The organism is Candidatus Poriferisocius sp. (genome assembly GCF_965204015.1).
Classification (GTDB): Bacteria; Actinomycetota; Acidimicrobiia; order Acidimicrobiales; family Bin134; genus Poriferisocius.
The window spans coordinates 2,265,291-2,278,445 of sequence record NZ_OZ241965.1 but is presented as its reverse complement, the minus strand read 5'-3'; the positions used below and the strand labels follow the sequence as shown (position 1 = coordinate 2,278,445).

The 13,155-nt window shown below is 63.9% G+C and carries 7 protein-coding genes; all 7 read left to right on the top strand.

All coding sequences use genetic code 11. From position 1 onward, the window contains the following. Positions 1-26: 26 nt before the first annotated feature. Complete coding sequence (locus tag ACOGJC_RS10130) at positions 27-2,297, top strand: arylsulfatase (RefSeq protein ID WP_419844880.1); 2,271 nt, start codon at positions 27-29, stop codon at positions 2,295-2,297. A 2-nt stretch (positions 2,298-2,299) separates the two neighbouring features. Continuing rightward, positions 2,300-3,199, top strand: coding sequence for a DUF6576 domain-containing protein (locus ACOGJC_RS10125; protein ID WP_419844879.1), 900 nt, complete (start codon positions 2,300-2,302; stop codon positions 3,197-3,199). A gap of 91 nt (positions 3,200-3,290) precedes the next feature. Continuing rightward, a complete protein-coding gene (locus tag ACOGJC_RS10120; protein ID WP_419844878.1) occupies positions 3,291-4,514 on the top strand; it encodes a quaternary amine ABC transporter ATP-binding protein in 1,224 nt (407 codons plus the stop codon). Continuing rightward, on the top strand, positions 4,511-6,844 hold the full coding sequence (locus ACOGJC_RS10115) for an ABC transporter permease (RefSeq protein ID WP_419844877.1): 2,334 nt from the start codon (positions 4,511-4,513) through the stop codon (positions 6,842-6,844). The genes ACOGJC_RS10120 and ACOGJC_RS10115 overlap by 4 nt, the downstream gene beginning before the upstream one ends. Positions 6,845-6,952: 108 nt before the next feature. Then, complete coding sequence (locus tag ACOGJC_RS10110) at positions 6,953-9,211, top strand: glycine betaine ABC transporter substrate-binding protein (RefSeq protein ID WP_419844876.1); 2,259 nt, start codon at positions 6,953-6,955, stop codon at positions 9,209-9,211. Positions 9,212-9,466: 255 nt separating this feature from the next. Next, the gene (locus ACOGJC_RS10105) at positions 9,467-11,578 is read left to right on the top strand and encodes a BMP family ABC transporter substrate-binding protein (RefSeq protein ID WP_419844875.1); all 2,112 of its coding nucleotides are present in this window, start codon (positions 9,467-9,469) and stop codon (positions 11,576-11,578) included. 21 nt (positions 11,579-11,599) lie between these two features. Then, positions 11,600-13,153: an ABC transporter ATP-binding protein gene (locus tag ACOGJC_RS10100; protein WP_419844874.1), complete on the top strand. Its 1,554-nt coding sequence runs from the start codon at positions 11,600-11,602 to the stop codon at positions 13,151-13,153. Positions 13,154-13,155 lie beyond the last annotated feature (2 nt).

Genomic DNA, 13,155 nt, shown 5'->3' with positions numbered 1-13,155 from the left:
GTTGCCATCGCCTATCTTCTGACTCCATGACGGAACATCGCATTGGGCTCACCCTGGCCGAGTCCACGTCGCCGCCGGTGCCGCGGCCTTACGATCCTGATGCCCCCAATGTGCTGGTGATCGTGCTGGACGATCTCGGCTTCGCCCAGCTCGGGTGCTACGGGTCCGATATCGACACCCCCAACCTGGATCGCTTGGCCGGCCGGGGGTTGCGGTTCACCAACTTCCACACCACCGCGGTGTGCTCGCCCACCCGAGCGTGTCTGCTCACCGGGCGCAATCATCACCGGGTGGGGGTGGGGATGCTCACCGACATGCCCATCAACTTCCCCGGCTACAACGGCCAGATCCCCGACTCGGCCGGCACCCTGGCCCAATACTTGGGCGCCGAGGGCTGGGCCACCTTTGCGGTGGGGAAGTGGCACCTCACTCCCCGCGACCAGCGAGCCGCCGGGCCGTATAACACCTGGCCCACCGGGGTGGGCTTCGACCACTACTACGGATTTCTCAACGGCGAGACCAACCAGTGGACCCCTCAGCTCATTCGCGACCAGACCTACATCGAGCCTCCGGCCACCCCCGAGGAGGGGTATCACCTCGATGCCGACCTGGCCGATCAGGCCATCGACTACCTGCGGGGGTTGCGGCTCGCTGACCCCAATCGTCCGTTCATGATGTGGTACGCCACCGGCACCCCCCACGCCCCCCATCAGGCGCCCCCGGAGTGGATCGACCCCTACGCCGGGCGCTTCGACCGGGGCTGGGACGTGTGGCGAGAAGAAGTGCTGGCCCGCCAGAAGGAGATGGGGGTCATCCCGCCCGATGTGGATTTGTCCGAGCGGCCCGAATGGATCGAGCCCTGGGACGAAGTCGAACCCGACCGCCAACGGCTGTATGCCCGCATGATGGAGGTGTACGCCGGGTTCTTGAGCCACGCCGACCACCACATCGGCCGGGTGCTCCGCTACTTGGAGTCAACCGGCGAGGCCGACAACACCGTGGTGGCCCTGATCTCCGACAACGGGACATCGGCCGAGGGCGGTCCCAACGGCAGCTGGAACCAGATCCGCCACTACATCAGCGATGAGGCCGACGATCTCAACTTGGAGCTAGCCCATTACGACGACCTGGGCGGGTTCCGCTCCTCCGGGCACTACCCCTGGGGATGGGCGCTGGCCGGCAACACCCCCTTCAGGCGGTGGAAGCGGTACACCTTCGAGGGCGGCGTGCGCGACCCTCTGATTTTGTCGTGGCCCAGCGGGATCGACGCGCGGGGCGAGCTGCGCCACCAGTACTCCCACGTCACCGACGTGATGCCCACCATTCTGGACTTGGTCGGGGTGCAGCCCCCGGCCGAATTCGGCGGAGTGGAGCAGATGTCGTTCGACGGTGTCAGCATGCGGCAAATCCTGGAAGACGATGATCCCGAGGCCGCTCGCACCAGCCAGTACTACGAGTGCTGGGGGAGTCGGGCCATGTACCACCTGGGATGGAAGGCGGTCACCAACCACGTCAACCAGCTCACCGCCGCCGAGCGCGACGCCATCATCGGCAGCCACGACTTCGCCGATGACGAGTGGGAGCTGTTCGACACCGTGGCCGATCCCACCGAGTCGCACAACCTGGCCGAATCCGACCCCGAGAAGCTGGCCGAGATGATCGAGCTGTGGAACGCCGAGGCCGACCGCAACGGGGTGCTGCCCCTCGACGACACCGCGGTCAACCGTATCGCCCACATGTATGCCCCCTGGATGTCGATGCGGTCCCGCTATGAGCTGGTGCCCGGCGACAAAGTGCACGAAGCGGCCGGGCCGCTCCAGTTCGGCGGCTACCGCGCCGTGGCCGCCTTCCCCGACGGCTTGCCCGAGGGTGCCGCCGGAGTGATCTGCGAGCAGGGCGACTGGATCGCAGGCTGGGCGCTGTTCTTGGTCGATGGGGAGATTCGCTGGGTGGCAGTGGTTCACGGTCGGGAATACCGGGCCACCGCCCCCGCCCCCACCGGGGCCCGCTTCGTGGGGGCGGTGGTAGAACCGACCGACGGCGGGCTGTTCACGGTGACGCTCACCGCTGACGACGCCGAGATCGGTCAGGGGGCCCAACCGGTGCCGTTGCCCACCAACTGGGCCCCCGACGGCGCCTTCCTCACGGTGGGCTACGGCCGGCCCTTCCCGGTGTGCGATGACTATGAGCCGCCGTTCGAAGCACCCGAAGCCATGGCATCATTGACCATCGAGACCGGCCCGCTGCCCCCCTTCGACTTCGACGCCGAAATGGCCCACGCCATGCGCCACCAATAGCCATGTATTCGTCCCGGCGCTTCGGCTACAGCGACGACCCTTGGTTCCGCATCGGAGGCTTTGCCGTCTCCACCACGGCTTTCGTGGTCGGCCTCGGCGTGGTCTCGATGATTTTCACCGCGGCTGAGGGTCAATACGGACCGCTCTATCGAAATTTGGTGTTGCTGTCTGAGGACCTCACTTTTCGCGGCATGGCCCTTGGCAGTGTTCTGGAAGGGGAGGTCTGGAGACTGGTCACATGGCCCATTCCCAACGAAATCAGTTTCTGGACGATCATTCTGTTCGCCATCTTCTACATGCTGGGCTCTCAGATGGAGGCGCTTCTTGGCCGCTGGAGGTTCACGTTTTTCCTTGTTGCCCTCACCGTCGTTCCTGCCGTTGTCGTCACCGCTCTGGAAGCCCTAACAGGGGTAAGTGGTGGGGTGGGCGGCCTGCGGATGGTGGAGGTCGGCGTTTTGGTGTCTTTCGCCGCCCAGTATTCCCACGCCCGATTCTGGCCCGGCATCCCGGGCTGGGTGATCGCGGTGGTAATAGTCGGACTTGATGTCTTGCAATACACCAGCAACCGGAACTGGTTTGCCCTGGTAGTTCTGGCTTGCACCGTGGTCGTGGCCCTTCTCGGCATTCGGGCATTAGGCTACGCCGCCAACCTGACGTGGGTCCCGAAGCTATCGATGGCGTCAGCTTCGGGTCAGCGTGCCACCGATCCTCGTCCCTCGAGGTCTCGTCGGCGGTCCCGGAGGGGCGACCACCTCCGGGCGGTCCCCCTACGAGACGAAAGCGTCACCCCCGAGATCGACGCCCTACTCGATCAAGTGTCCAGCCAAGGCCTCGATAGCCTCACCCGCAAGCAGCGCAAGCAGCTCGAAGCCCACGCCCGCCGACTCCGCCGCCGCCGCTAGTCGACGCCCGCATTCGCCGTCGTAACCGATTGGCGGCACTGTCTGGTGCAACCCACTACGGTAAACGGGCATCGTCGGGGGGAGGAGTCCTATGGCACAGGTGGGCGATGACATCATCGTGCTGGACAGCGTCTACAAAATCTTCGGTCCCCAGCCCCGGGGCCGAGCCTTCGAACTGGCCAGCTCAGGGATGGGCAAAGACGAAGTTCAGGCCGAGACCGGCCACGTGGTGGGCCTGCACGACGTGTCCTTCTCGGTGCCCAGGGGCGAGATTTTTGTAGTAATGGGCTTGTCCGGGTCGGGCAAGTCCACCGCCATCCGCACCGTCAACAAGCTCCACGACATCACTGCGGGCACCGTCACGGTAGAAGGCACCGACGTGCAGACCCTCGATGGCTCGGAGCTCCAGGCTTTCCGCCGGAGCCAGATGGGGATGGTCTTCCAGCACTTCGCGCTGTTCCCGCACCGCAACGTCATCGACAACGTGAGCTATGGCCTCAAGGTCCAGCGCGTGGACAAGTCGGCCCGCAATGAAGCGGCCATGCGGGCGCTGTCGCTGGTGGGCCTCGACGCCTATTCGCAGAACATGCCGTCGGAGCTCTCCGGCGGAATGCAGCAGCGGGTGGGCCTGGCCCGAGCACTGGCGTCGGACCCCGAGATCTTGCTGATGGACGAGGCCTTCAGCGCCCTCGACCCGCTGATCCGCCGCCAGATGCAAGACGAATTATTGGAGATTCAGAGCGAACTTCAAAAGACCATCCTGTTCATCACCCACGATCTCAACGAAGCGCTGCGCATCGGCGACCGGGTGTGCATCATGAAGGATGGGGCTGTCGTGCAGATCGGCACGCCCGAGGAGATTCTCACCGAGCCGGCCACCGGGTACGTGGCCGAGTTCGTGCAGGACGTCGACCAGGGCCGGGTCATCCAGGTGCACGAGGTGATGCAGCAGCCGGCGCCGGTTGCCGCGACCGCCACCATCGCCGAGGCCCTCAGCGCTATGGGCGACCGCATCGGTGCGTTCGTGCTGGATCCCGCCGGGGCGCCCACGCACCTGCTCACCGTTGAAGACGCCGCCCGAGCCGCGAGCATGGGCACCACCAGTCTGGGTTCCGCCCTGCGCACCGACTTTGATCGCTGTGGGCCCGACGACCGGCTCAATGAGGTATACGCCGCCGCTGGCCGGGGCCTTTCCATCGCGGTGTGCGACGAATCGGGGGTGCTGGTTGGGAACCTCGACCCCCGCCACATCATGGAGGAGATGGGCCGCGTCGAGAACCTCATTGACGGTTTCGAGAGAGAGGTGTTCCTGTGAGCCTGCTAGCCCAGTCCGAGTCTCCCGGCATCGCCGACAACAAGGTTCTCGATCAGTGGGAGGTGCCCTTCGGGGAATGGGTCGACCAAATGGTCGATTGGATCAAGCTCAACCTCGACTGGCTGCTCAGAATCATTGAGTGGCCCTTCGATTTCTTGTTCCGCAACTTCGTGGATGGCCCCGGCCATTATCCCTGGTGGCAGATCACCGACATGCCGTGGATCGGCGTGTGCGCCCTCGTCTTCGTATTCGGAACCCTGCTCCGCAACGTCAAAGTCGGCGGATTCGTTGCCGGGCTTTTGGCGCTCTGCGGCCTGCTGGGCGGCGAGTACTGGGAGGAAACCGCACTTACCGTGGGCATGATCGTCGTTGCGGTCGTGCTCTGCGCCTTAATCGGCATTCCGATTGGCATTCTCAGCGGGCGCATCGACGGTGTGTGGAACTCAGTTCGCCCCGTGTTGGACGCGATGCAGGTGGTTCACCCGTTCGTCTACATGTTGCCGGTTATTTTCTTCTTCAGCCTCGGCCTCGTGCCGGCCACGATGGTCACCATGGTGTTTGCGGTGCCGCCGCTGATACGCCTGACCAATCTCGGCATCCGCCAAGTGCCCGAGGATGTAGTGGAGGCGAGTCGGGCCTACGGGGCGCCCGAGTGGCGGGTACTAGCCGACGTTCAGCTTCCGCTGGCCCGACCCGCGGTGATGACCGGGCTCAACCAGACGCTGCTGTTGTCCATCTCTATGTTGGGAATCGCCGCCATCATGGGTGCTGGCGGGCTCGGTTTGCTGGTATTTCGGGCCGTCCAGAATCTCGATGTCGCCGGAGGTGCCTCTGCCGGCTTGGCTCTGTACATCGTGGCTTTGGTGCTAGACCGCATTTCGCAGTCCGAAGACAGCGATCCCGAGAACCTGTTCACACGTGTTCGCCGAGCTTGGGCCCATCGCCAGGATCCCGAGTCGCTGCTGCCGCAAGCAGCGGTCATCGGCGCGGTGGCCAAGACGCGGGGCCAGCCCACTCCGGTATCCGCAGCCGAGCGCCGCGGTCTGACCATCGCAGCTGCTGGGGCGATTATCGCCATCATTGCCGTATTCCTGCCTTGGGGGCACGACTCGGGCAAGATCTCCGGCTACTCCCGCCTGGTGGACACGGGACGCTGGGAGTACGTCGAAGTTGATCCGGTGGGATCGCCCGGTGAAGTTGAGCTCCAACCGGCCAGCGCCAGCCCGCCGGCTGAACACGCAGCGGAAATCGCACAGCTGGAGAACCAACGGGTGGCCGTGCTGGCCGCCGCCGGATCGGAAGGTCTCGCTAACGAGGAGGCCGCGGCCGCTGTTGCCGACCTGGACGATGAGATTGCCCGGCTCTCGAATTCTCTGGCGGGGCGTGACTTCAATGGCCTCAGCGCGTCTGGGGGGTCGTTCTACGGCATAGCCGTCCTCGGCTTCGCGCTCTTGATCATCGCGACTGTGGTGCACAACTTGAGACGGCCGGGTCGAGGACCCCGCCTCTTCAGGTCCAGCGGTATGTCGGCATTGGCCTTCGGAATGTTGGCCGCGGCCGTCGCCTACCTTTGGACGCCGGCCGCGAGGGCCAACGCTTCCTACAGTGGAGGCATCGGTCCGTGGATAGCAGCGGTGGGCGCTGCGATTGCGGTAGTCGGCGCGGTGATTTGGCTCATGCGGGCTCCGTACACAGCGCTCAGACCCCTGCGGGCCGGAGTCTCCCGCGGTCAGATCGGCGTAGCCGGTGTCGTAGTGGCCTTGGTAGTGATATGCGGATTCTCGGCCTGGCTCTTCGACGTCCGTGTCGGGGCAGGCATCATTCCCGATCCAGTGGCAGAGGCGAAGATCGAGGCTCTGCGCCAAGAGGCCCGTGACGATCCATCCCGTTCGGCCGAGCTGGCCCAAGACATCAGCAGGATTGCCAATGAGGCCAAGCAGACCGGCAAGGTTATAACCGATGGCTTTACCGGCAGCGGTACCAGGTACGGCTATCTGGCCATTGGACTCGCTGCCTTCGGTCTCGCCTTTGCGCTGCCGGCATCAGGTGTGTTTGGGAGCGAATACCGCCGGCGATGGCGCTGGAATGCCATCGTCGCCAGCACTGGCGTCGCGCTCTTAGTGATTCCGACCATTTGGATCGCTTCATCAATCAGGGTTGCTGACGCCCAGGTAAACACCGGCGCCGGCTCTTTCCTATGCATGATTGCCGGAGTCCTTCTCGTGGCCAGTACGGCAAGTGTGCTTTCGGAGTTCGACCGGTCTCAGGTGTACGTCGCCGTCGACGAGCCCGAAGCGGTGCCGGAAGGAGCAACGGCCGACATCGAATGAACCAGGGCGGCTCTTGTGCCTTGGGAACCATTCAACTAGCGTCTCGGTTGCTAGCTTCGCGCGTTTCTCCTTTGGCGGGAGAAAATAATTTGGGGAGGGAAAATGCTGGTGAAGAAGCATTGGAAGGTTTGGCTCGCGCTGTTTGCAGTGCTTGCTTTGGTTGTTGCTGCTTGCGGCAATGACGATGATGATGAGCCGGGGGCGGCGCCGGCGGCGGATGATGCGCCGGCTGCTGATGATGCGCCGGCTCCGGATGATGCGCCGGCTGCTGATGATGAGCCGGCGCCGGCGGATGAGATGAACATGACGCCTGGTGAGGGTGTGAGTGTGACTATGGCTCGGGCGAACTGGACGACGGGCTATATGCAGGCGGCCATCTATCACCATCTGTTGGAGGAGCTGGGCTACGACGTGAGCGAGCCGGCTGATCTGGAGTTGGCGCCGGCGAACGCGTATGTGGCCATGGCCGAAGGGGCGTTCGATTTCTGGGTCAACTCGTGGTATCCGAACCATGATCCGTTCCTCAACGGTGAGATGCCCGACGGGTCTTTGGTGAACCAGCATGTATCGGTGGTGGGCCAGGAGATGCTTGCCGGCGGTCTTGAGGGGCTGATGACCAACAAGTCTCTGGTGGACGAGCACGGGATCACTACGTTCGACCAGATCATGAACGACGACGCGTTGTTCGAGCTGTATGAGTCGACCGACCCGAACCCCGGTGACGGGGTCCTTCAGATCCTGGGCTGCATCGAGGGTTGGGGCTGCCACGTGGCCTTGGCCGAGACGCTTGAGTTGGCAGGCTATGGCGATCGGGCCGAGCAGTTGGAGGCCGGCGGCTACGACGCGGTGATCGCCGAGGCGGTGTCTCGGGCCGAGAGCGGCACGCCGTTCATCGCCTACACGTGGACGCCCAGCGGCTACGTCACCCAGTTGATCCCGGGTGTGAACGCCATGTGGCTGGCCCATGAGGCCGGCAAGGTGCACGACGGCTCGACCGACAACCCGGGGTTCGCAGTCACTGCTCCGGCGTCTTTGGGCACCGATGTGTGCACCAACGATCCGTGCTGGCTGTTCCGCAACTCCGCGGACATCAAGGTCACGGCCAACAACGACTTCCTGGTAGCCAACCCGGCAGCGGCGAGGCTGTTCGAGCTGGTGCAGATCAGCGTGGTCGACGTCGCATTGCAAAACGTGCTCTACGACGGCGGCGAGAACACCACCGACGACGTGAACCGCCACGCCTCCGACTGGATCGCCGACAACCGGGACCTCGTCGACGGCTGGCTCGCCGACGCCCGAGGTGCGACAACTGTGGACCTCCCGGCGGCTCCGGATGTCCCTGCGGTCGAGGACGATATGTCTATGCCCGGTGAGGGCGTCAGCGTTACTCAGGCTCGGGCGAACTGGACGACGGGCTATATGCAGGCGGCCATCTATCACCATCTGTTGGAGGAGCTGGGCTACGACGTGAGCGAGCCCGCTGATCTGGAGTTGGCGCCGGCGAACGCGTATGTGGCCATGGCCGAGAGCGCGTTCGATTTCTGGGTCAACTCGTGGTATCCGAACCACGATCCGTTCCTCAACGGTGAGATGCCCGACGGCTCCCTCGTCAACGAGCATGTGTCGGTGGTGGGCCAGGAGATGCTCGCCGGCGGTCTTGAGGGGTTGATGACCAACAAGTCTCTGGTGGACGAGCACGGGATCACCACGTTCGATCAAATCGTCAACGACGACGCGTTGTTCGAGCTGTATGAGTCGACCGACCCGAACCCCGGTGACGGCGTCCTTCAGATCCTGGGCTGCATCGAGGGTTGGGGCTGCTATGTGGCTTTGGCCGAGACGATCGAGCTGGCCGGGTACGGCGGCAAGGTGGAGCAGTTGGAGGCCGGCGGCTACGACGCGGTGATCGCCGAGGCGGTGTCTCGGGCCGAGTCCGGCACGCCGTTCATCGCCTACACCTGGACGCCCAGCGGCTACGTCACCCAGCTCATTCCGGGTGTGAACGCCATGTGGCTGGCCCATGAGGCCGACAAGGTGCACGACGGCTCGACCGACAACCCGGGCTTCGCGGTGGATGCTCCGGCGTCTTTGGGCACCGATGTGTGCACCAACGATCCGTGCTGGCTGTTCCGCAACTCCGCGGACATCAAGGTCACGGCCAACAACGACTTCCTGGTAGCCAACCCGGCGGCAGCCAAGCTGCTGGAGCTGGTGCAGATCAGCGTGGTCGACGTCGCATTGCAGAACGTGCTCTACGACGGCGGCGAAGACACCACCGACGACGTGAACCGCCACGCCTCCGACTGGATCGCCGACAACCGCGACCTCGTCGATGGCTGGCTCGCAGAGGCCCGGGCCGCGGGCTGACCGCAAAGGCTGGTTGCCTCTAGGTCTGACACCGCGAGTTTCCGGATTGAGCTGAGCAACGTCTACAAGTTGTTCGGGGTCCGCCCGAAAGGGCGGGCCCCGAATCAATCTGGTTCATTCTTCTCAGAGTCTCTAGCGTTCAAGCCTGGTTTGGTTTAGGGTGTGACCTCTAGGCGGGTTGGCGCGCACTGAGGCGGGCCAAGCTTGACTTCAATTGGAGGGAAATCAATGAGAGAGCGAAATCTCTGGCGAGTTTTGCTGAGCATTCTTCTGGTCTTCGGACTGGTTGCCGCTGGTTGCGGCAATGATGACGATGATGAGCCGGGGGCGGCGCCGGCGGCGGATGATGCGCAGGCTGCTGATGATGCGCCGGCTCCGGATGATGCGCCGGCTGCTGATGATGAGCCGGCGGCGGCGGATGAGATGAACATGACGCCTGGTGAGGGTGTGAGTGTGACTATGGCTCGGGCGAACTGGACGACGGGCTATATGCAGGCGGCCATCTATCACCATCTGTTGGAGGAGCTGGGCTATGAAGTGAGCGAGCCGGCTGATCTGGAGTTGGCGCCGGCGAACGCGTATGTGGCCATGGCCGAAGGGGCGTTCGATTTCTGGGTCAACTCGTGGTATCCGAACCATGATCCGTTCCTCAACGGTGAGATGCCCGACGGGTCTTTGGTCAACGAGCATGTGTCGGTGGTGGGCAGCGAGATGCTTGCCGGCGGTCTTGAGGGGTTGATGACCAACAAGTCTCTGGTGGACGAGCACGGGATCACCACGTTCGATCAAATCGTCAACGACGACGCGTTGTTCGAGCTGTATGAGTCGACCGACCCGAACCCCGGTGACGGGGTCCTTCAGATCCTGGGCTGCATCGAGGGTTGGGGCTGCTATGTGGCTTTGGCCGAGACGATCGAGCTGGCCGGGTACGGCGGCAAGGTGGAGCAGTTGGAGGCTGGCGGCTACGACGCGGTGATCGCCGAGGCGGTGTCTCGGGCTGAGTCCGGCACGCCGTTCATCGCCTACACGTGGACGCCGAGCGGCTACGTCACCCAGTTGATTCCGGGTGTGAATGCCATGTGGCTGGCCCATGAGGCCGACAAGGTGCACGACGGCTCGACCGACAACCCGGGCTTCGCGGTGGATGCTCCGGCGTCTTTGGGCACCGATGTGTGCACCAACGATCCGTGCTGGCTGTTCCGCAACTCCGCGGACATCAAGGTCACGGCCAACAACGACTTCCTCACTGCCAATCCTTCGGCGGCGAGACTGTTCGAGGTGGTGCAGATCAGCGTGGTCGACGTCGCATTGCAGAACGTGCTCTACGACGGCGGCGAGAACACCACCGACGACGTGAACCGCCACGCCTCCGACTGGATCGCCGACAACCGCGACACCGTCGACGGCTGGCTCGCCGACGCCCGCAGCGCCACCGAGTTCATGGTTACGCCCGCGGCTGCGCCAGCACCCGATGTGCCCTTCCGTGTTGCGGTGGTAGCGCCGAGCGCCAGCAACGACCTGGCGTTCACGCAGAGCATGGTCGACGCGGTGAACGCCCTGCTTGACGCCGGGCACATCAGTGAGGTTGCCATCACCGACGGCACCTTCATCGTGGAGGACGCGGGCGCCGCCATCCGGGGTTATGCCGAGGACGGCTACGACCTGGTGATCGCTCACGGCTCCCAGTACGGCGGCCCGCTCCAGGAGATCGCCCCAGACTTCCCCGACGTATCGTTCGCCTGGGGCACTGCGGTTGACACCTTCGGTATTCCCAACGTGAACTCCTACTCGGTTCGCTCCGATCTCGGCGGCTACGTCAACGGTGTGGTTGCCGCACAGCTCACCGAGAGCAACGTGATAGGCGTGATCGGTCCTATCGAGGTTGGCGACGCCAAGCTCTACGTCGACGGATTCGCGGCTGGCGCCACGGCTCAGAATCCCGACGTCGAGGTCAACATCGTCTACACCGGGTCGTTCGCCGACGTGGCACTGGCCGCCGAAGCTGCCCAGTCGCACATCTCCGCAGGCGCAGATGTGCTGACTGGTTCGGCCCAGATGGTGGTGGGCGCTACCGGTGTTGCCCAGGAGAACGGCGTGTTGTGGTTCGGCACCCAAGCCAACCAGACCGCTCTCGGCGAAGACATCGTGGTGGCCTCGCAGGTCTATCGCTGGGAGGTCATCTTGTCTGAGGTGGTCAACCAGGTGAAGTCCGGCACCCTGGGTGGCACGACCTTCATCATGACCTTCGAAGGTGGAGGACTGGAGATCCAGTTCAACGACGCCATGGACATTCCCGCCGCGGTGCTGGATTCGGCCCAGGCGACCATTGACGGTCTGTCCGACGGATCAATCTCCACCGGGCAGTAACGCTCAACCGAATAGTCAAATATGAACTCTGACTCGGCAGCGCCGATGTCGGTGCCCATGCTGGAGATGCGCGGGATCACCAAGCGCTTCCCCGGTGTCGTGGCCAACGAAGACGTCGACTTCACGGTGCTGCCGGGTCAGGTTCACACCCTTCTCGGAGAGAACGGGGCAGGTAAGAGCACGCTGGTCAAGATCCTCTACGGGCTCTACCAGCCTGATGAGGGGTCGATCACCTTCGAGGGCACACCGGTGGACATCGATTCACCGGCGGTGGCGATTCAAACCGGCATCGGCATGATCCACCAGCACTTCATGTTGGTGGACACCTTGACTGTGGCGGAAAACGTCGCTTTGGGGCTGGGCAAGCCCCTCGGACTGACCAACTTGTCGCCCATCCGGCGACGGGTCAGAGAAGTCTCCGAAGAGTACGGCTTGCACGTCGACCCCGACGCCTATATCTGGCAGATGGCGGTGGGAGAGCGGCAGCGGGCCGAGATCGTCAAAGCGTTGTACCGCAATGTGAAGCTGCTGGTGCTAGACGAGCCCACCGCGGTGCTGACTCCACCGGAGGTCACTGATCTGTTCGTCACCCTTCGGCAGCTGACTGCCGACGGCCGGGGACTGGTGTTCATCTCCCACAAGCTGAACGAGGTGATGGAGATCTCCGATGAGATCACCGTGCTGCGAGACGGCCGGGTGTCGGGACGCACCACTCCAGGCGAGTCCAATCGGGAATCGCTGGCCATGATGATGGTGGGACGCCCGGTGGAGTTCACCCGCACCCTGGCCGAGCAGTCCCCCGGCGAGCCCATGTTGGAGGTGACCAACCTGCGGGTCCGCGGCGACCGCGACGAGCTGGCCGTGCACGACGTGAACATCGACGTGCAAGCCGGCGAGATCGTGGGCATCGTGGGCGTTTCGGGCAACGGCCAGCGAGAACTGGCCGAGGCCATCGTGGGATTGCGGGAGATCGAGTCGGGCGAAGTCTCTATCGACGGCCATCCGGTGAAGACCCCCACCCCCAAACAGGTGCGATCGATGGGCTTGGCCTATGTGCCCGAAGAGCGCATGAAGTACGGCAGCATCGGTGACTTCACCGTGGCCGAGAACCTGATCTTGACAAACTACGACCAGTCGCCGTACGCGCGCGGCGGACTGTTGAGCCTCAGTTCCATCGAGACCCGCGGCAAGCAGCTGGTGAGCGACTACTCCATCCGCACCCCCAACACCGGCACCCTCACCCGCAAGCTCTCGGGGGGCAACATCCAAAAGGTGGTGATCGCCCGAGAGTTCAGCGGCAACGCCGAGGTGCTCTTGGTGGCCCAGCCCACCCGGGGCATCGACATCGGCGCGGCCGAGTACATCCACGAGCAGCTGCTTCTCCAGCGGTCTCAGGGCAAGGCCATTTTGTTGATCAGCGAGGACTTGGACGAGGTCATGGCGCTCTCCGACCGGCTGGTGGTGATGTACGAAGGCTCGGTAATGGGCCGGGCGGACCGCAAAGACGCCACCATCGAGCAAGTGGGTTTGCTCATGAGCGGCGTGGGCGAGCCGGAGAGTACGGCAGTAGGCTGACC